This is a genomic window from Chlamydia abortus (assembly GCF_002895085.1).
GTDB classification, from domain to species: Bacteria; Chlamydiota; Chlamydiia; order Chlamydiales; family Chlamydiaceae; genus Chlamydia; species Chlamydia abortus.
Genome location: NZ_CP024084.1, coordinates 164435 through 184657, shown reverse-complemented (window position 1 = coordinate 184657; position 20223 = coordinate 164435). Strand labels below are relative to the sequence as shown.

Here is a 20223-nt window from a genome sequence, read left to right as displayed (position 1 = left end):
CATGTTGAAATTGAATAAGTTCAAAACTCCCTTCTATGGAGATCTTTTTCAACGAGTTGTTGTACATTCGTTGGTTCTGACTTTCTTAGTACTCCTTCTTTATAGTTCTCTATTCCCTTTGACATCGTTTGCTTTAGGGTTTATCTCTGCGCTTTGTAGTGCTGTAGGGACGTATGAATACGGGACGATGGCGAAGGTAAAGATGTATTATGCATTTCGTTTATATAGTGCTATTGGATCTTTTATTTTTGTTTTAAGCAGCTTTATTGCTATTCGCTGGCATCATGTACTTCCTGAATTTGTTTCAACACTCCCCTGGTGTTTCCTATTTGTTTGGATTGTCATTAACGTCTTTAGATCAAGAAAAAATATCTGTGGGCCTTTAGAAACCTCAGGAATCACCTTATTTTCTATGCTATACGTAGGTATTCCTGTACGTCTATTCTTGTATATACTGTATGGCTTCATTCATACTCAGGAACCCTTTTTAGGGGTCTGGTGGGCAAGTTTTCTTATTGCCACAACAAAAGGAGCGGATATCTTTGGATATTTCTTCGGGAAAGCCTTTGGTCAAAAGAAAATTACGCCTGAAATCAGTCCTCATAAGACGATTGTCGGTTTTGTCTCTGGGTGTATTGGAGCAACTTTAATCAGCATAGTCTTCTTCTTACAAATTCCTGCGCGGTTTTCAGCTTTTATCACGATGCCCAGTATTTTGATTGCTTTGGGTGTGATTCTTGGAATCAGCGGATTTTTTGGTGATATTATAGAATCTATTTTTAAACGTGATGCTAAAATTAAAAATAGCAACCAATTAAAAGCCGTAGGAGGCACGTTAGATACTTTAGATTCTCTTCTACTTTCTACACCTATTGTGTATATTCTACTTTTGATTACGCAAAAATCTATGTTTCTCAAATGATTATTACAATAGATGGTCCCTCAGGAACAGGGAAAAGCACAATAGCCAAGGCTTTGGCAAAAGACTTAAACTTCAACTACTGCAATACGGGGGCGATGTATCGCACCTTGGCCTACACATACTTGTGTGAACCATGGAAACACCTCGCGATTCAAGAACTGATTGACAACCCGCCATTTTCTTTTTCCTTTGTTTCCGGGCAGCCCTTGGAAGCTTTTTTAGAAGGAAATCTTCTCTCTGTAGAGCTTGGGACTCCAGAAGTGGCCAATATGGCTTCGAAATTGTCTCAACTTCCTGAAGTACGTTTTTTCATGCAGCAACTACAAAGAAAGTATGCAGAATTAGGGAATTGTGTGTTTGAAGGAAGAGATATGGGTTCTAAGGTATTCCCTGATGCGGATGTAAAGATCTTTCTTACTGCGAGTGCTGAAGTGCGTGCTTTGCGAAGATTAAAAGATCTTCCCCATAATTCTCTTTCAAAAGAAGCTGTGTATGCTCAACTCATCAAACGTGATGAAACAGATAGCCAACGTTCTCTCGATCCTCTAGTGATTCCGGAAGGAGCTGTGGTTTTAGATTCTTCAGATTTGACAATAAGCCAAGTTCTAGAGAAAATTTCAGCTTTAATTTCCCCGAAATTGCCATGATATTTACAGTTTGTAAATTTCTTACTCGAGTTGCCTTTACCCTACTCTATAGACATAAAGTGTATGGAGTAAAAAAGCATCTTGTTAAAGGAGCGGCTATTATTGCTGCAAACCACAATTCTTATTTGGATCCCATAGCTTTGCACCTATCTGTTCGTGGGTGTTTATATCACCTAGCGCGTTCTACATTATTTAGTAATCGGTTTACTGGATGGTTGTATAAAGAATGGGGGTGCTACCCTGTCAAAAAAGGGGGGGGAAATGCTGCAGCTTGTAAAGCTGCTTTCGAAATTTTAAAAAAGAAAAAAAAGCTCATTATTTATCCTGAAGGGGAGCGGAGCCCAACCGGAGAGCTACTTCCTGGAAAAGTTGGTGTGGGTTTAATAGCGATCAAAGCTCGCGTTCCTGTTATTCCTGTATATATTGGCGGGACCTACGACATTTTCAATCGTTATCAAAAATTTCCTAAAATTTGGAAAACTGTGACCTGTGTTTTTGGCACACCACTCACTTTTGATGATTTGATTGATCAAGAGTCTCTAAATTCTAAAGAAGCTTACCAAATAGCCACGGATAGGATCATGAGCAAAATCGCAGAGCTAAAAACTTGGTATGAACATGGTTGTATTGGAGAGGTTCCTTAAATGACTCTTCTTTCCTATCTCTCTTCTTTATGTCGAGAAGCGATTCTATCCGCATTCCCTCAAATAGAGACAATTTCTCCTGACATCACACAATCAACAAAAGAGCTTTTCGGCCATTACCAATGTAATGATGCGATGAAACTTGCCCGCACATTAAAAATGCCGCCTAGAGCCATTGCTGAATCTATAGTGAAGCAGATCTCCAAAAATAATTTTTCTTCTATAGAAATTGCGGGTGCTGGATTTATTAACTTCACATTTTCAAAAGAATTTCTCAACCTAAGTTTACAATCATATTCTCGGGATCTATCTTCAGGATTTCGTGTTCAAGATCCTAAAAAAGTCGTTATAGACTTTTCTTCTCCAAACATTGCTAAGGACATGCACGTAGGCCATCTACGTTCTACCATTATCGGTGATTGTTTAGCTCGTATATTTACTTTTGTTGGTCATGACGTTTTAAGATTGAATCACATTGGTGATTGGGGAACAGCGTTTGGCATGCTCATTACTTATCTTCAGGAGGAATCCTCTGAGGATATCGAAAGTCTTGAAGATCTAACGATTCTATACAAAAAAGCACACGTGCGTTTTGCTGAAGATGCAGAATTTAAGAAACGATCACAAACAAATGTTGTTGCTTTACAATCTGGGGATCCCAAAGCACGAAAACTTTGGGAGCGCATTTGTGAAATTTCTGAGCGAGCTTTCCAAAAGATTTACAATATTTTAGACATCCAGATAGAGAAACGCGGGGAATCTTTCTACAATCCATTTCTTCCTGAGATTATCGAGGACTTAGAAAAGAAAAATCTCATCACGGTTTCCGATGAGGCGAAATGTGTTTTTCATGAAGGTTTTTCTATCCCTCTCATGGTACAAAAACGTGATGGCGGCTACAACTATGCGACTACGGATTTAGCTGCTATGCGTTATCGTGTGGAGCAAGACCATGCGGATAGAATTATTATTGTTACCGACATGGGACAATCTTTACATTTTCAACTTCTTGAGGCTACGGCATTAGCTGCTGGCTACCTTCCCAATAAAGACGTCTTCTCTCATGTAGGTTTTGGCCTTGTTCTGGATTCTGAAGGGAAAAAATTCAAAACGCGTTCTGGAGAAAATATTAAACTCCAGGAGTTGTTAGACACAGCTATAGATCAAGCTGTGGCAACTTTAAAGAAGCACCGCCCAGAGATGTCTGATGCAGAAATTACGGAACGTGCTCCTGTTCTCGGTATGAATGCTATCAAATATGCGGATCTTTCCTCTCATCGTGTAAGCGACTATGTTTTCTCTTTTGAGAAGATGCTGCGTTTTGAAGGCAATACAGCCATGTTTATTCTTTATGGTTATGTACGTATCCAAGGAATAAAACGGCGGTTAGGCATTGAAAAACTTAGCTTAGAGTCTGCGGCGAATATTCAAGAGCCTTCCGAAGAGGCATTAGCTTTAGCATTATTACGTTTCCCAGAAGCTATTGATATCACTCTCAAAGAGCTCTGTCCTCACTTCCTAACTGACTACCTTTATATGCTGACGAACAAGTTTCATGCTTTTTTCAGAGACTGTCATATTGAAGGATCTCCTCATCAAAAAGAACGTCTCTATCTTTGTGCTCTTGTTGAGAAGACCCTAGCTACGGGTATGCATCTATTAGGGCTACAAACTTTAGATAGATTGTAAGTTTAGAAAGCCACGGGATCTAAAGACAATAAGTGGATTTTTGCTCCTAAAGAGTTCAGTTTGTCTACCCAATTGTAATATCCCCGATCTAACAACTGGGTGTTTTTGATTAAGGATGGGCCGCCCTCTGCAATGAGCGCTGCCATAATATAGGCAAAACCCGCACGCAAATCGGGAATAACAAGTTGAGAAGCTTTCAATGGTGTGACTCCGTGAATGATCGCACTATGGGGGAAATTGCCTGTTGCATAACGGCAAGCCTTTGAGCTTAAACACTGGTAGAACAGTTCGCAATTGGCTCCCATTTTCTGTAAACCGCGTAAATACCCTAGCCGGTTCTCATGCACAGTTTCATGAATCACAGAAGATCCTTCTGCCTGGGAGAGAAGAACTGAAAAAGGTTGTTGCCAATCTGTAAGGAATCCAGGATGTACGTCGGTTTCTAATACAACACCACCTTTTAATGGTTCGTTATAAAAAAATTCGATTCCTGTTTCTGTGACTGAAAACCCTCCTCCTATAGAGCGTAAGGTTTTAAGAAAGGGAATCATCAGATGTTGCTCGGCATTTTCTACGAAAACGCGCCCTCCGGTAAGTACAGCAGCCATGCCAAACGAAGCGGCTTCTATCTTATCAGGGATCACCCAATGATCTACTTCATAAAAATCCTCACAACCAAAAATTTCTATAGTCCTATCATTATCTGTCGTAATCTCCACTCCTGCTTTTTGTAAAAACAAAATAAGATCCAAGATTTCTACTTCTAAAGCAGCATTCTTGATGATTGTTCTGCCTTGAGCACGGACAGAAGCGAGTATCAAATTCTCCGTAGCTCCTACGGAAGGATAAGGAAGAGTAATATAAGCTCCGATAAGACCTTTAGGAGCAGCAGCTTGGTATCCATGCCCATCATAGGCAACTTTGGCTCCTAGCTGTTCCAAACCCTCAAAATGAAAATTTAGCGTCCTTTCCCCTATAGCATCTCCCCCAACACAAGGAACAACGACACCTTCCGGACAACGAGCAAGTAAAGCTCCTAATAATAAAATAGGAATACGATTTACCCGAGAAAACTGTGCGGATACTTCGGACATATGAATCTCAGGCGTATGAATTTCTATGACTTCTGCTTGTTTATCCCAATGTACGATAGAACCTAAAGAACGGCACAATTCAACAGTTAAACGTACATCTCCTATATCAGGGACATTACGCAAAACGCATTTGCGATCCGATAATAATGACGCAACAAGCAACTTGGTTGTAGAGTTTTTTGCCCCGGATACCCGCACAGAACCTTCTAACACACAACCACCAAAAACTTCAGCTGCTGCCATTTCTTACTCCTCATTATCGCTTTCGCTTTATCTTAAAGAAACGTTAACTCCACCCAAAGTTATTTTTCTATGCAAACTTTTCATTTTTTTTAAACAAATCTCTCTAATTCACAATAGTTAAAACTATTAAAACAAAAGTTAGTTTGATTATTTAAATAAAACTAGAGATATTAATAAATAATTTGTTTTACAATCTAATTAAAATAGAGTTTTTTTATTTAGTTGTTAAATCATGTCGAGTCCAATTAATAATCAGCCTATAACGAATGTCACAACTACTACGACCACAACTCCTGTAGTAACGACGTCAACAAGCTTCGGGGGACATGTTGTCTCTACTACAGGGACTGAGGCTGCGGAAACAACGTCACAAACTGTGAACACAACAGCAGAGCAAGCCGTATCTCAAGCCGAGTCCGACGCAGGAGCTGTGGTGTTTACAACGGAAAGAAGTGTATCCACAACATCTCCCTCTACAGGAAGCGTGGGGACAACTGCTACAGCAGCAAATTTATTAGGGTCGCAGATTCTTGGACTTGGAAGATCGAGAACCGACAGTACATCCAGTAGTGATAGCGATGCCTTATCGGATATTTCAAGTACGCCCTCATCGCACGACTCGGGGAATGTGGGGAGTACAGAAGATCTTACAAGCACTTCAGGAGATGTAGATTTAGGCGATTTAGAAGGACTCCGAGGAACAGAAGCTGCGGATGGGGCGGCAAGACCTGATGGTCCTGGTGGTCTTCCGGACATGGCGCTACCTAAATATGATCCTACGGATAAAGCCTCGATTATCAAGTTCCTATCCACCCCTTCTGTACAGGCGAAATTACAGACAAAAGCTGGTCACATCGTTTACATGGACGAGGCTCGAGGAAGTTTTATTTTCGTCAGGAACGGCGATTGGAGTACTGCAGAATCCATAGCTGTAACAAATGGAAAAACAAAGGAGCCGATTACAGACGTTAAAGACCTTGAGATGTGTATTGCCAAGTTTTGCGTAGGCTACGAAACTATGCATGCAGATTGGACAAACAACATCCAGCCACGCATAGCAGGGCAAACCGGAGAAACCGGTCATTATGATCACCTGCTTATGAGCATGAAATTTAAAACCACTGTGCTTTACGGCCCATGGAATTCCAAGGAATCGAGTAGCAACTACACACCTTCTGTATGGCGTCGAGGAACTAAATGTGAATCTGGAGCCATCTGGGGCGATGTTGGTGGTCTGAAAGGAATTAACTGGAATAACGTACAAAGACCCAACGAGGGCATGGTATTCTCTAGAGAAACTTCCTCCCCCACGCAACAGCAACCACAACCTGTGCCTTATGCTCAACCTGTGATTAACGTGAACTTGGGAGGCATCAGTACGAGTGTAAACGTAACCGGTGGAACAACAACGACTACCGTCACCTCGACAACTACGCAACCTACGGACACCTCTGACAATGGTGTGGATAATGACCAAAATGTAGACGAGACAAACTTTGACGATACAGAGACAGAAAGTACCGGCACTCAAGAAGATCATAGTATTCAATTCTCTGATGAAGGCAACGGCTTCGATAGCTTAGAACCGGCACCTCCTGGACCCCCACCACCAACTCAAGGCGGTGTAAATATTACAGGAATGCCAAAAGACAGCTTACAGCAAGTTCTGCAAAATGTTCGTCAACATTTAGATACGGTCTATGATCAAAATAGCGAACACCACGAAGGGAACCAAGATTTGGGTACTGTTGTCAGAACATCGGAAAATGGCGCCTACAAACCTACAGTATTGTTAAATAAGGACCAAGGTAGTGGGGGCGGAGGCGTCCAAAGGCGAGAATCTAATGACAATGAAGACAGCGAATTAGGCAATATCTTGGGTCGAGTCCGTGAGCACTTGGATGTTGTTTATCCCGAGGGCGGTAATGGAGAGGCAATTCCTGTAAATCAAAATCTAGGAGAGGTCATTCGAGACGTTGAAGCAGGCAAGACTCCCAAGCCTACGCAACCTGAAGGCATATTCGTTGCAAAACGAGTGAATGTAGACGCAAATGGAGAGATCGTTAACAACAACTCCAAAACAGAGACGGGATCCCGCACAAATACCAGAATCGAGACGGGGTCACGTACAAGTAATTTGATGGGAGCGACATCTGGAGATGGCCCCGAAGGCTTAGAACATTTATTACCTCAGCTACGAGCTCATCTGGATGAATCGTTTGATGCGCAAGGGAACCTGATTACTCCGCAAAAAACCAACGTAGGAAAGCTAGTTAAAGCCTTCCAAGAACGGACAGGATCCGGTGGTATTGTGGCACCCATGCCTGCCCAATCTACGGTAATCGCGAGCCGACCTGTCCAACAACAATCTGCAACAATTTCCGTACTTCCGCAAGCGCAAACAGCTGAGACAGTTGCTCCTCGAGAGGCTCCCGATCTCCATGGTGCTGCTCGAGATGTAGCAAGTAGTTTATCTAACTTATTAGAAGCTGCGACACCCTCTGTGGGTCAGCAAGTATCCACTCCGGCTCCACAACAACAGGTAGCCTCATCGACTCCTGTAGCAGGATCTAGAGAAACAGCAACGTTGACAAAAGGAGAAGCTCCTTCAGGCATTCCCGAAGCAGCTGGAAATGTTATACAAGCGTTAAGTAATGTGGCTAAAAAAATTCAGATGTTCGAACAGGGATCACGACTACTACAAGAAGCTCTGGATAGCGCCGATACGGAATCTACGCAAAGGAAACAGCTCGCTGATGCAGCAAGAAACGTGACCACACAATTATCCAAAACGTTATCTAAAGCTACGGGATCGCCTCCCCCACCCCCACAACGGCGCTCGTAGACTATAGATACCTAAGGCTTTTCTCTAATCTAGAAAAGCCTTAGGCCATATTATGGTATACCTCATCAACATCATCAATCTTCTCTAACCATTCAATCAAAGCAAGATTGGCTTCACCGTCTTGTTCATCGCAATCTACGAGACGTAAAGGAACATAAATCAGCTTTTCCTCAGAGCATGCCACACCCAATGCGGTTAACTTCTCTTTTACAGAGGCTAATTCTACGGGGTCACAGAGCACAAGGAAATGCTCATCATCATCATTATCAAGATCTTCAGCTCCTACATCAATGACATGAGGGAGTAATACAGCCTCATCTATGGAACTCTTAGGCACGTAACAGGCTCCCTTACGAACAAAGTTATACAGAACACTGCCGGGTTCAACCAGGGATCCCCCTCGCTTATTCACAGCTATACGCATATCCGAGGCAGTGCGATTTTTATTATCCGTCATGGCTTCGACGATAATCCCCACACCTCCGTGACCATAAAGCTCATAAGTCACATTTTCAAAATTCTTCTGATCTGCAGACGTGGCTTTCTTGAGGTTTCTTTCAATATTTTCATTGGGGATATTTTGATCTTTCGCCTTTTGTATGATCATACGTAAGCGTGCGTTGGTTTTAGGATCCGGACCACCCATTTTCACAGCTGCCATTAACTCTTTTATCGTTCGGGAAAAGATTTTCCCTCTCTTATGATCAGCTCGTTCTTTACGGTATTTTGTATTTGCCCACTTACTATGTCCTGCCATCTTCCTTACCTATTCTTGATTTATATCCTTGCAACAATACGTAAATATTTGCTTTTTCCCACGCTATGGCACTTTCATATAACGGAAAACGCTTCTCACATTCTTTAAATTTCTTCCCATGAAAAATCGTTCTTCCAGAACGAGAATACTCACGAGGAACTACGCTATGAACCATTTCGTGGTAAATAATATATTGCATAAAAAATAACGGGATATCATCACGATCTAAAGAACGGTGTATGCGTATTAACTTTTCTTCCTCATGATAAGATCCTAAAACCGCCCTAAGCGCACGACCTGACACCGTTGACGACCAAACCACCCGATGTGTAAATCCAAAGAGCCTTCAAATAATCTCAAATTTAAATCTTGGTATATTTTCTCTAAATCATACACTTTCCCTGGAGTATAATCGACAGGAATAGAAGATCTTACAAGCTGAGGACGGCCTATTTTGACAGATGCATAGAACAAGATTTAGAGCTAAGAAGCGCTCGAAAAACATTTTTAAGAAGTTTACGAATTTTCTGAAACGACATGCAACACTAGGACTGGCTAATCTATTCTAGAAAAACCACCTAAAGTTGTTTTTCCATGATAATTTTTGCAAGATAGCCGATCTCATCTTTATAAAACTGCTTTTGTCTTCCCACCTCAATAAAACCAAAACGTTTGTACAAGGAGATCGCCGGGTTTTCTTCATACACCTCTAAGTAGAGGATCTCTAAGTGAAAACGTGTCTTTGCTAAGTGACAAAGATTATTCAATAACGCTGTTCCTACACCTTGATTTCGATAAGGCTCACCCACAATAATAGAAACTAATGCATGATGAGACACTTTAATATAAGGGTTTAAAATCAGCGTAGCTACTCCAGCAACTTCGCCCTCATACACAGCAGTCAAGCTGCTATGATAACGATAAAAACCTACCCAAAAGTTTACGCTATCATGAATTTCTGCTTCCGTCTTTAGAGGAAACCCTCGAAGTATCTTAGGATCATTTAACCATTGCCGCATATACACAGCATCACTAGGAAGTGTATAACGTATATCTAATCCAGGGACTCCTGTGTCTTTGTTCTCTGTCATGAGATTTCTCCATACTCTGCTAAATACGCTTTGACGAAATCGTCTAGCAATTCTCCGTCCATCATAGCCTGAACATTACCAGTCTCATGTCCTGTGCGTACATCCTTGACCAGAGTATAAGGCTGAAAAACATAATTACGAATTTGCGAACCCCAAGCAATTTCTTTTTTATTTTTTCTATCGAGAAGCTGCTTTTCTAAACGTTCTTGAAGAATTTGTTGGTACATTCTTGCCCGTAGCATCTTCATACAACTCTCACGGTTCTGAATTTGACTACGCTCACGCTGACAAGAAACCATGATTCCTGTCGGTATATGAGTAATTCTTACCGCAGAATCCGTAACGTTGACATGTTGCCCCCCAGCCCCTGAAGATCGGAAAGTGTCTATACGCAAATCATTCGGGCGGATGTCTATCTCTATCTCATCATCAATCTCAGGATACACATCTACCGAAGCGAAACTTGTATGACGTTTAGCATTACTATCAAAAGGAGAGATACGCACAAGCCTATGCACACCGCGCTCAGCCTTAGCATAGCCGTAAGCGTAGTCTCCGGAAAATTTCACAGTGACGTGCTTAATCCCTGCGACATCGCCTTCTTGACGATCTATAACTTCCACTTTCCACTGATGTTGTGCAGCCCAACGACAATACATCCTAAAAAGCATTTCTACCCAATCACAGGATTCTGTACCACCAGCACCAGCATTAATTGTTAAGAAACAAGGATTTTTATCGACTTCTCCAGAAAGCAAACGCTGAGTTTCCCACTCTGAAAGGATATGCTCACAAATCGTGAATTCTTTTTCTAAATCTTCTCGAAGTTCCGGATCCGCGGAAACATCGCCATCGTTTAAGAAAAACGCTAAATTCTCCACTCTGACTTTGAACTCTTCATAATGGGCAATCTGTCGTTTTAATGAGACGATGCGTTCCGAGACTTTCCCAGCGCTTGTGACGTCTTGCCAAAAGTCTTCTTTCAAGGTCTGTTCTTCTAAAATGGAAAGCTCTTGTCTCTTACCCTCAAGGTCAAAGAGACCTCCCGGCTAATGCCAACCCAGTCAACAGGCCTTCTAACCGTTTATCTAAACTTTCATGCATTACACTACCCTCAAAAAGGCTGAATACTAGAATTCTAGAGAAGCAAAAACAATAAAGTCAACGTGTCCTACCGCCGAGAATTTTTCTAAAATTTCTTTCTTGGTTGCTTCCGATTCTTTGCTTTCCCTTAACCTACTCCAGATTGGCATCTAAAGCCTTAACAACGAGTTGTAGAGGAGTGAATTCTATTTTTTTGTTTTGACGAGAAACCTTCCTGAAAGATAAAAAAGTTGCGATGAAGAGCTTGTGTCTCTTCGTACCACCTTTACTAGGAGTAACCGATGAGTCAAAAAAACAAAAACTCTGCTTTTATGAACCCTGTCAATATCACCTCCGACTTAGCAGCTATTGTTGGCAAGGGCCCCATGCCCCGCACCGAAATTGTAAAAAAAGTATGGGACTATATCAAAAAACGTAATCTACAAGACCCCAAGAATAAAAGAAATATTCTTCCCGACGAAGCCCTAGCTAAAGTCTTCGGTTCTAAGAACCCTATCGATATGTTTCAAATGACAAAAGCTCTCTCCTCTCATATCGTAAAATAAAGTCAAGAGTTGGCTCTCTTTCAGGATCCTCGTCCTCTAGGGCGAGGAGAAAATGTGTATATAGTGTTACTGTGGTCTTAGCTTCTTTATCCATAGCTGTTGGGGTTCCTCTAGCTGCCTTTTCATGGGCAAATTTTATAGAGCCGAATTGGTTACAAACATCCTTGTTAACGTGGAAGCTGCCCAAAAAGTACTCTTATCTTCATGGATTGCGCATAGCTCAAATTTCTGATTTACATTTTCATAAATTTGTTCCAAAAAAATTCCTTAAAAAGGTTTCTTTAAAGCTGTCCAAATTTGCTCCCGACATTCTTTTGATTTCTGGAGATTTTCTTTGTCGAGCACAAATCGAAGACCGCCCGCGACTAGAAGCTTTTTTACATACTTTACATGCCCCTTTAGGAACATTTGCTGTTCTTGGAAATCACGACTATCAATCGTACGTTTCCCGCAATAGCCAAGGGAAAATAGATGTGATTTCGATGGAAAATAGCCAACCGTTAAAAAGAGCTTTCGTTTCAATAAGCCAAGGGCTTTTTGGTTCTAGACGTTATACATACGCCCCGAGTCTGGAAAAGCAAGAACCGAATACAGAACTTTTACATTTGTTAAAAAATACTCCTATTCGTCTACTGCATAATGAAAGTCTCCAAATTCCCGATATGTTAAACATCGTGGGATTAGGAGATCTTTTTGCTAAACAATTTGACCCAGAAAAAGCGTTTTTCAACTATAATCCTACCTTGCCTGGCATTATTCTCTCTCATAATCCTGATACTGTGTACCGACTCTTAGATTACCCTGGGGATATGATATTCTCTGGCCATTCTCATGGACCGCAAATTTCTATCCCGTGGCCGAAGTTCGCGCATAAGATAATGAATAAAACTTCAGGATTAGAAAATCCTGATTTAGCGCGAGGCCATTTCTTCTTTGCGGAAGGAAAAAAACAATTATATGTCAATCGCGGGCTTGGAGGGTTTAAAAGGTTACGCTTTTGCTCTCCTCCTGAAATTTGTTGTGTACGGTGTGTCTATGGATCCTAAGTGTTCTTTGATTTTACTTAGTGGGGGTAAAGGAGAACGGTTTGGAGCAAATCAACCTAAGCAATACTTACCTTTTCGAGGGGAACCTCTCATCCTCCATGCATTAAACATGGCCTTGCGTATCCCCGAAATCTCAGAAATTATTGTTGTTTGTGATGTAAACTACGAAAGTATTTTTGAAGGTTATCCCGTAAAATTTGCACGACCAGGGACACGGCGTCAAGATTCTGTATTTTCCGGACTACAGCAAGTCGCAAATCCTTGGGTTTTAGTTCATGATGGTGTACGACCTTTTATTTATCCCGATGAAGTTACAGAACTGGTCACAGCTGCATACCAAACAGGAGCGGCAACGTTAGTTTCTAACGTTCCCTATACTATCAAACAACGTGATCCTGTAAAAACTTTAGACCGCGATGCGTTATCTATTGTCCATACACCGCAATGCATCAAGACACAGATCCTCTTAGAGGGCCTCGAACGGGCTAATCAAGAGAGAATAACTCTCGTTGATGATACACAAGCTGCAGAACTTCTCAACCTACCTGTTGCTTTAGTATTCAATAAACATCCACAGATAAAAGTGACTTATCCAGAAGACCTAACCTTAGCTCATGCTTTGTTATGACACAAGTCGTTATACTCTTGGCCTACCAGGGAACTGCCTATGCTGGGTGGCAAAGACAACCTAATGATCTCTCCATCCAAGAAGTGATAGAAAATTCCTTAGCCCAGGTTGTTGGGAAGCGTATTCCTGTGACCTCTTCCGGCCGTACCGACGCAGAAGTCCATGCCTTTGGTCAAGTTGCGCATTTTTCACAACCTGACCACCCACAATTTTCACAAGCTTCAAGCATAAAAAAAATGCTTAATGCTCTTTTGCCGAAAGATATCGTAATTCGCGACGTTGTTCTTGGAGACGATAAATTCCACTCGCGATTTTCAGCTATCGCTAAAGAATACCGCTATGTACTCACGAGATCTCCTAAGCCGCTCCCCTGGGAACGATATTTTGCCTATTATCCGCGACATCATCTAAAAACAGATCTTATGCAAGAAGGAGCTCAGTACCTACTAGGAACGCACGATTTCGCTTCTTTTGCCAATCATGGACGTGACTATACTTCAACTATACGAACATTATTCAACTTAGACATTGTAGACCACGGGGAGACGGTAACCATCATCTGTAGAGGTAACGGATTTTTGTATAAAATGGTCAGGAATATTGTTGGATCTCTATTAGATATTAGTAGGGGAAAATATCCTCCTGAATACATTCAAGAGATATTAATGCAGAAAAACCGTAGGCAAGGGCCGCCAGCAGCTCCTAGCCATGCCTTATCTTTATACCACGTATGTTACCCTAAACCTTATCATTGGTTCTGTACTCCAGAGTGTAACATCAACTCTTTAAAAGAAGAGAAATAATAGAACTCTTTATCACGGAAATCTTGGTGACTGTCTCGAGATAATGGCATCATAGCATTCACAGCAACCAGCGTGGCTGGAATGCCTGCAAGAGCACGCAAGCCTTTCACACTATCTTCAAACCCCACAACCTTTTCTCCTTCTTGAACAAAAGCCTGATAGGCATATTGATAGCTGTCAGGATACGGCTTAGGCCGGTCATAGTCTTCGCGTGTCACCCAAAATTGAAACTGATTAAGAATGGGTATAGCCTCACAAAAACGCTGCGTCAGCACATAGGAAGAATTTGTCACTACTCCGATAGTTTTATGCTCAGCTAATAGGAACCGTAAAAAATCCTCGACACCAGGAAGTAACGGAGGAACTTCAGTTTGTATTAACTCTTTATAGATACGTTCGCGATCATAAAAACACTGTGGGAAAAAAGATTCCGTATTGGGGAACAGCTCTAAAAACTTCTGTTTGAAAACTTCTCTTCCTAACATGGAAAATAAGTAATATGTAGAGAAATCCATAGCGGTATCTAGTCCGCGTTCTCTACACGCTGTTAAAAATGCTCGGTAGTATAAAGGTTCAGTATCAATGACCAAACCATCAAAATCAAAAAAGAACACCTGATAATCATGGATATTCATGGTTACCTTAACTCATATCACCTTGTATTTTTCACTAACTACACATAACAAATCTAAAACATAGTTAAATCAGTTTAGAAGTTAGGCTATACTTTCTTAAAACAACTACGCGGGATTCTACCCCATGCTGAGGATTCTTATTAAGATAAGTTTTGGATTATTGTTATTTCCTCTAGTCTGTGCGTGTTCTAAGGCAACAGAAACAGCACATAGACACATCCGCGCAAGAAGAATTACATCACAACACGGGCACTCTGTCATTATCTACCCAGAAATACAAGACTCCCCCCTACCGCAATACCCCTGGCCGACTCCACAACAATCGGTAATTACCGCTTACTCATTTCATTGCCGCGGCTCCTTAAGTGCTAAGGAAACAGAACAGGAAACTCTCTATGACTGTGATGGATTACATCATAGTTTGTGCAAAAAATTTTCTATACACCCAAGAATCATTGACATTACGCGTCTACTCCACAAAGAGTACCCGCTCTCTATAGTAGAAGGATTCTGTTGTTATAAACATTTCCGTTTTTTAACAGCGTCTGGAGAATCTCTATCTACTAAGCATCTCTCTGGGAATGCCGCTCTTTTATTTACAGAGAAGGCTATCCGTCTGGAGACACTCCGCTCTATCTTCAGTCCTCTGTATAAAAAACAATCTATCTATCCCTGCTCTATAGATTTCACGACTACGCAGACCACCATTGGGAATGAGGAGTTTCGCATTACCCTAATACCCAAGGATACGGGGAACTACTTATCTATAGAAATGTTGTATGATCTAGAAACCCTACGGCCTATAGAAGTCCCTCCATCTCCCTAACTTAAGAGATTTCCCTTGCGCTTATTAGAAAAGAAACCGTACAGTGTAGGCTCACTTTATGCCGGCGTGGCGGAATGGTAGACGCGGTAGACTCAAAATCTACTCTTAGCAATAAGGTGTTGGTTCGAGTCCAATCGCCGGCATAAGTTTTTTCTGAGTTTTTTCAGGTTGCTAATAAATTCGTTAGTAGTTTTTTTTAAGAAAAGCTACGTGCCGAACCTGTTGCTTCCTATGAAAGAACAAGCTCTCCTACTTCTCCTCAAAAAAAAGAAAGGCTTTTTCTTAGCTATTCTTGATCTTACAGAAACTGAGACTTCGCTCACTCCTATAGAACTGGAAAAAGTATTGCAGCAGAAAAAAACCCTCCTATCTTGTATAGACAAGGTGGATAACGAAATTAAAGAATTTCGGCATAATTTCACTTCGGTACTTCCCCAAGAGATTCAAGATGAGCTCTCCGATATTCGGGGCATCATCACAAGAATCCTGGATACGGATAAGCTCAATTATCTACAGAGAAAAAAAGAGTTAGGGATTTATGAGCAACAACGATTGTAAGTCATGTTCTTCGACGCAGGAGCTGATGGAGATCAAATCTCGCATCACACAATCGTATAAAGAAGCAGACACAATTCTCACAGCGATTCCCGATGGCATTATCCTCATCTCCGAAGTAGGCAATATCCTCATTTGCAATTCACAAGCTCGAGAAATTCTCGGTATTCCTGACGAACTGGAAATACTACACAAACCCTTCACCGACTTTTTCCCAGAAACTTTCTTTGGATTTTCCCTAAACGAAGCTCTCGTATCTCTTCCTTCACCAAAAACTCTACGCCTAACCTTATCAAAAAACGATCAGGACCGCGATGTAGAGATATTCGTAAGAAAAAATCCTTTGAATGGTTTCCTCTTCTTATTAATTCGAGATCGTTCTGAATATAAACAATTAGAAAATGTTATCGAAAGATATAAAAATATTGCAGAGTTAGGGAAAATGACGGCAACCTTAGCACATGAAATTCGCAATCCTCTGAGTGGTATTGCTGGATTTGCCTCCCTATTAAAAGAAGAACTCCCCTCTCCACGTCATCAACGCATGTTAGCCTCTATCATTGATGGAACTCGTTCTCTGAATACACTAGTGTCATCCATGCTAGAATACACGAAATCACAGCCACTCAATCTCAAGGCTATAGACTTACAAGAATTTTTCTCTTCACTGATCCCTCTATTATCGATTACATTCCCCTTCTGTACATTCGAACGTGAAACTTCGACCTCTATAGTCCGTTCTATAGATCCTGATAGAATGAATAGCGTAGTATGGAATCTTGTAAAAAATGCTGCAGAAGCAACGGAATCTCCGATCACGTTGACATTACACAAATCAGGTGATATTTCCGTAACCAATCCAGGGCAGCTCCCTCAAGAGATTTTGGATAAGTTGTTTATTCCTTTTTTCACAACAAAAGCTCAGGGAAATGGTTTGGGGCTAGCAGAAGCCTTAAAGATCATGCGTTTGCATGGTGGTGGTATTCACGTAGAGAATGCAAACGGGCATATCACTTTTACTTTAAAACTTCCCTAACCCCAAAATAGATCCTTATAGATCAGCCGGAGGCGTCCAGGTAGTCGGTGAATATTTCTCGGTTAGCATGTCGGTGTAAACGTTAGAAGAGATTGTACGTACCACACTCTCTCTGATATCGCTCATCTCTAAAATCATCGGGCCACTGAGACTACTTCTTGCTTCTAGTAGCCCCTCTATGATTCTTATAAATCGACTCCAAGTAATATTCCCAACATTTTCAAAATTGAGATCCCCTAGAGGATTTGCTGCCCCCGGTGTGGTTCCTTCACTATGGCCGATACTGCCTAAAACTAGAGGCACCCTACCAGAGAAGTTAGACACAATCTTGAAGAACTGTTGTTCTTCCTCAGACAAATTATGCAATATGCCCCCAGTTCCCTTGTGCATTTTCTGCAATAGGGAGAATAGGAACCCTGACCACTCGAAGTAGTTGTTGAAAATCTGGAGATTGGTCACATAGCTATAGCAAGTAGATAACCACTGAGAAAGAGCTCCGGAAGCATCACGAATTTCAGAGAACTCGCTCGCTAACTGATCGAACAGTTCATGGGCACTCGCTTGCTCACCAGCTTCTTGAACCAGATCCCTAGCTCTTTGTGAGAGACTTTCTATTTGTTCCACAGTGAAGTGTCCTAACAGAGCGAAGAACCACTCACGCAAGCAACGCTGTTCTATAACAACACGTTTTTGCTCATCACTAGCATCAACAGGAAGTTCTGCTTCTAAATACACGCCGGGACGTAGGCTTCTACAAGAGATTCCTGCCCCCAAGTTGCCAAAGAATCTTGGAGATGTGAAAGCCAACATTTCCATGACATCTCCTGCAGATTGTATCTCAGATTTACTTCGCTGCTTAATGTGAGAAGATAAGACAATTAACTGAGAGCCTAACATCCGTAAAGCTCCCTCATGACTGTGCTCACCCATTCTCTGTGCATCTTTAAGAAGACTTTCTAATTGATTATTTTCTAATCTCAAGCGCGAGGTCTCTTCCAGATGGTGTAAATGACGCTCGTGCATCTCCTTTTGTAATTTAGTAATCTCCTCTTGCAAGCTCTCTTTCTCTTGAGCATGAAGGGAGCGTAAACCTTGCAGCTCTTGAATCAGTTTCTCTTTTTCTTGTTCGTTTTTCTGTAGCAGACCAATGTTGATACGATTTTGCTCAACAGCTTCTAACATACGCGCATTGAGACTCAGCTTTTCTTGTTCTAATCTATCAATCTCCGGTCGTAAGACATCCACGGCATGTTTTAAATTCATTTCATTTGTTAAAGCATGCTGTAAATTTTCGAGATTCTCCTCATTCTGAACAACTAAACCACGCAATTCCTCCGCTTCCATTTTAAGAGTGGCGTTTTCCTCATCTCTGGAAAGCATCTCTTCTTTGATTGCAACGTAGCGTAGTTCCATATTCGTTAACTCTGCACGTACAATAGCCAGTTCTTCAGATACGTTCATCCGCTCATTGACAACAGTCTCTAAATCCACTGTTAATCTTCGGATTTCCTTTTGAAGAGCTTCTATCTGCGCATCAGAACCAGGATTACTCTCGGTGGTTAAAACAAGCTCTCGCAAATCGTCATTTTCCCCTCGTAGACGTTGGTGTTCTTCTTTGTGTTTTTGAAGATCAACTGTTAACACCTGTATCTGGTGATTTAACACCCTCTCTCTTTGTTCTAAAGCCGCAAACTCTAAGGAACGTCTTTCACTTTCTTGAATTCCCAAAGTGATCCGGTTATTCACCTCAACAGCTTCCTCAAGAAACCTCCTATATTTTACAACCTGCTCTTCCAGATCCTGGACAACTTGTTCTTTAACCGTTAATGCATTGCGATACCGTTCGATATCCTGTTGGGTATATTCTCCACCAAAAGGACGATTGCGTAGTCTTTCCACTTCCTCATGTAGTGCTTCCACTTCCTGAGTAAGCGCTAAAAGAGTCGCTTCTTTCTCACGTAAATTATTTGTTAACTGATTGATGTTTCCTGAAGAACGCAGGAACCTTTCTCTGTATTCATTGTTAAATGTGATCCGCTCAGCTCTAGACTCGACAACCACCTCAATATCCTTATCTAAATCAATACGCCTGCTTGTCAATTCTTCTTCTTGCTTAGCTAAAGAAATGAGTGCCTCATAAATCAGAGAAAGCCGGATGAGTAAAGTATTGCGCTCCTGCAGCAAAGGCTGAAGCCCACTGACTAACCCTGCGTGTTGTTGACCGTGACTCGAGTTCTGTGCAATTTGGTCCTCTAATAATCTAATGTTTTGATTAAGAACATCTAAAGTAGATTGTAGATCTACAAGAGCTTCTGTTTGATTGGCTTTTTCAATTCCCATGTCAGCGAGCTGTTGAATTAATAAATTCCTTTCTTGATGTAAGATCAGTAAGCGTTCATCGGGGTTCGCCTCAACCGTTCCTCGTATATGATGATTGTAAGAACGATATAAAAGCTCAAGCTCATCACTAATACGCTCTTGCATTTCACGGAATGCGGATAAATCACATAAAACAGGGTACCTGTTTTCTGTGCCAGAAGATAAGAAACGGTATAAAGCCACTTCCTTCCTACGCAAATCTCTATCGAATTTTGCTAAAAGTGCCTCTCTTTCTTGAATAATTAATTCTGCATTGCCATTAGGGTCAAAACCGTTTATGGCTAAACTACGCGCATTGGTCGTGGCTAACAACCCTTGAAGCTGTGTTTGTAAGTCCCGAATGTTGACTTGTTGTGTGGTGATTTTTTTACTCGGCCGCAGTGATGCGTGCAGTAACAAACTCGTGACTAGTAAAACACTACCGATAGCGATAAATACTATACCCAAAAATACGGGGGTAGTTGGAAGTAAAGTAAGGACTAAAACTCCAGCACAAATGGTAAGCAGGGATAAACAGAATAATCCGATACAAGAGGCTCTCTGACATTTTTCTTTCCAGGAGGATGATACCTCGCCTCTCTCTAAAGGAGTTAAGTCTGAAAATAAAGATAAACGAGAACCCAAAGTTTCTGGATGTGACGAAAAAACTGAGGTGTTTGGTATTGAAGAAGTCATACTAAAAACGCCCTAATTAAAAGTAAGTGGAAAGATTTTACAACCTTAAATAACTATAA

The 20223-nt window shown here is 41.4% G+C and carries 18 protein-coding genes, 1 tRNA gene and 1 pseudogene; 13 read left to right on the top strand and 7 right to left on the bottom strand.

Annotated elements, in window-relative coordinates:
- The first annotated feature begins 1 nt into the window (after position 1).
- From CHAB577_RS00940 to argS, 4 genes are read left to right on the top strand one after another with little or no spacing between them, the layout of a single operon-like run.
- Positions 2-922 carry a phosphatidate cytidylyltransferase gene (locus CHAB577_RS00940; RefSeq protein ID WP_011096877.1) on the top strand — a complete coding sequence of 307 codons (921 nt, stop codon included), beginning with the start codon at positions 2-4 and terminating at the stop codon, positions 920-922.
- Positions 919-1569, top strand: coding sequence for a (d)CMP kinase (gene cmk, locus CHAB577_RS00935; RefSeq protein ID WP_006343837.1), 651 nt, complete (start codon positions 919-921; stop codon positions 1567-1569). The genes CHAB577_RS00940 and cmk overlap by 4 nt, the downstream gene beginning before the upstream one ends.
- Entirely contained in the window at positions 1566-2213 is a 648-nt protein-coding gene (locus CHAB577_RS00930) for a lysophospholipid acyltransferase family protein (protein WP_011096876.1), read from the top strand. The genes cmk and CHAB577_RS00930 overlap by 4 nt, the downstream gene beginning before the upstream one ends.
- Positions 2214-3902 carry an arginine--tRNA ligase gene (gene argS / locus CHAB577_RS00925; protein WP_011096875.1) on the top strand — a complete coding sequence of 563 codons (1689 nt, stop codon included), beginning with the start codon at positions 2214-2216 and terminating at the stop codon, positions 3900-3902.
- Positions 3903-3904: 2 nt separating this feature from the next.
- Here the strand turns inward: argS and murA are convergent, their stop codons facing one another.
- Positions 3905-5239, bottom strand: a complete 1335-nt coding sequence (murA, locus tag CHAB577_RS00920; protein WP_011096874.1) for a UDP-N-acetylglucosamine 1-carboxyvinyltransferase — start codon at positions 5237-5239, stop codon at positions 3905-3907.
- A 232-nt stretch (positions 5240-5471) separates the two neighbouring features.
- On the opposite strand from murA, the gene tarP reads away from it, so the two are divergent.
- Positions 5472-8084: a type III secretion system actin-recruiting effector Tarp gene (gene tarP, locus CHAB577_RS00915; RefSeq protein ID WP_011096873.1), complete on the top strand. Its 2613-nt coding sequence runs from the start codon at positions 5472-5474 to the stop codon at positions 8082-8084.
- A gap of 40 nt (positions 8085-8124) precedes the next feature.
- On the opposite strand, the gene CHAB577_RS00910 is transcribed toward tarP, so the two are convergent.
- From CHAB577_RS00910 to prfB, 4 genes and pseudogenes are all read right to left on the bottom strand, one after another.
- Entirely contained in the window at positions 8125-8841 is a 717-nt protein-coding gene (locus tag CHAB577_RS00910) for a YebC/PmpR family DNA-binding transcriptional regulator (protein WP_006343832.1), read from the bottom strand.
- Positions 8828-9380 (bottom strand): annotated as a pseudogene (locus tag CHAB577_RS00905) (hypothetical protein). Before CHAB577_RS00905 ends, CHAB577_RS00910 begins: the two are co-directional and overlap by 14 nt.
- Before the next feature lie 39 nt (positions 9381-9419).
- The gene (locus CHAB577_RS00900; protein ID WP_006343830.1) at positions 9420-9932 is read right to left on the bottom strand and encodes a GNAT family N-acetyltransferase; all 513 of its coding nucleotides are present in this window, start codon (positions 9930-9932) and stop codon (positions 9420-9422) included.
- Positions 9929-11036 (bottom strand): peptide chain release factor 2 gene (gene prfB / locus CHAB577_RS00895; protein WP_011096872.1). Its coding sequence is split into 2 segments (ribosomal slippage): positions 9929-10966 and positions 10968-11036, totalling 1107 coding nucleotides; the frame shifts between segments, so codons are not numbered across the junction. Before prfB ends, CHAB577_RS00900 begins: the two co-directional genes overlap by 4 nt.
- Before the next feature lie 281 nt (positions 11037-11317).
- On the opposite strand from prfB, the gene CHAB577_RS00890 reads away from it, so the two are divergent.
- From CHAB577_RS00890 to truA, 4 genes are all read left to right on the top strand, one after another.
- Positions 11318-11581, top strand: a complete 264-nt coding sequence (locus tag CHAB577_RS00890; RefSeq protein WP_006342840.1) for an SWIB/MDM2 domain-containing protein — start codon at positions 11318-11320, stop codon at positions 11579-11581.
- A 71-nt stretch (positions 11582-11652) separates the two neighbouring features.
- Positions 11653-12627, top strand: coding sequence for a UDP-2,3-diacylglucosamine diphosphatase LpxG (lpxG, locus tag CHAB577_RS00885; RefSeq protein WP_011096871.1), 975 nt, complete (start codon positions 11653-11655; stop codon positions 12625-12627).
- Positions 12617-13255 carry a 2-C-methyl-D-erythritol 4-phosphate cytidylyltransferase gene (ispD, locus tag CHAB577_RS00880; protein ID WP_035395250.1) on the top strand — a complete coding sequence of 213 codons (639 nt, stop codon included), beginning with the start codon at positions 12617-12619 and terminating at the stop codon, positions 13253-13255. The genes lpxG and ispD overlap by 11 nt, the downstream gene beginning before the upstream one ends.
- Positions 13252-14058 (top strand): tRNA pseudouridine(38-40) synthase TruA, encoded by an 807-nt coding sequence (truA, locus tag CHAB577_RS00875; RefSeq protein ID WP_011096870.1) that lies wholly within the window; start codon positions 13252-13254, stop codon positions 14056-14058. Before ispD ends, truA begins: the two co-directional genes overlap by 4 nt.
- On the opposite strand, the gene CHAB577_RS00870 is transcribed toward truA, so the two are convergent.
- Positions 14004-14693 carry an HAD family hydrolase gene (locus CHAB577_RS00870; protein ID WP_011096869.1) on the bottom strand — a complete coding sequence of 230 codons (690 nt, stop codon included), beginning with the start codon at positions 14691-14693 and terminating at the stop codon, positions 14004-14006. The two genes, truA and CHAB577_RS00870, sit on opposite strands and share 55 nt — an antisense overlap.
- A 124-nt stretch (positions 14694-14817) precedes the next feature.
- Here CHAB577_RS00870 and CHAB577_RS00865 point away from each other — a divergent pair, with 124 nt between their 5' ends.
- The 4 genes from CHAB577_RS00865 (at position 14818) to CHAB577_RS00850 (ending at position 17110) form a co-directional block, all read left to right on the top strand.
- The gene (locus tag CHAB577_RS00865) at positions 14818-15519 is read left to right on the top strand and encodes a hypothetical protein (RefSeq protein WP_045071736.1); all 702 of its coding nucleotides are present in this window, start codon (positions 14818-14820) and stop codon (positions 15517-15519) included.
- Positions 15520-15579: 60 nt separating this feature from the next.
- A tRNA-Leu gene (locus tag CHAB577_RS00860) sits at positions 15580-15662 on the top strand.
- An 88-nt stretch (positions 15663-15750) separates the two neighbouring features.
- Positions 15751-16077 (top strand): hypothetical protein, encoded by a 327-nt coding sequence (locus CHAB577_RS00855; RefSeq protein WP_173024151.1) that lies wholly within the window; start codon positions 15751-15753, stop codon positions 16075-16077.
- A gap of 25 nt (positions 16078-16102) precedes the next feature.
- Positions 16103-17110 carry a two-component system sensor histidine kinase NtrB gene (locus CHAB577_RS00850; RefSeq protein ID WP_173024169.1) on the top strand — a complete coding sequence of 336 codons (1008 nt, stop codon included), beginning with the start codon at positions 16103-16105 and terminating at the stop codon, positions 17108-17110.
- Positions 17111-17125: 15 nt separating this feature from the next.
- Here CHAB577_RS00850 and CHAB577_RS00845 read toward each other — a convergent pair whose 3' ends face one another.
- Entirely contained in the window at positions 17126-20164 is a 3039-nt protein-coding gene (locus CHAB577_RS00845; RefSeq protein WP_011096865.1) for a coiled-coil domain-containing protein, read from the bottom strand.
- Positions 20165-20223 lie beyond the last annotated feature (59 nt).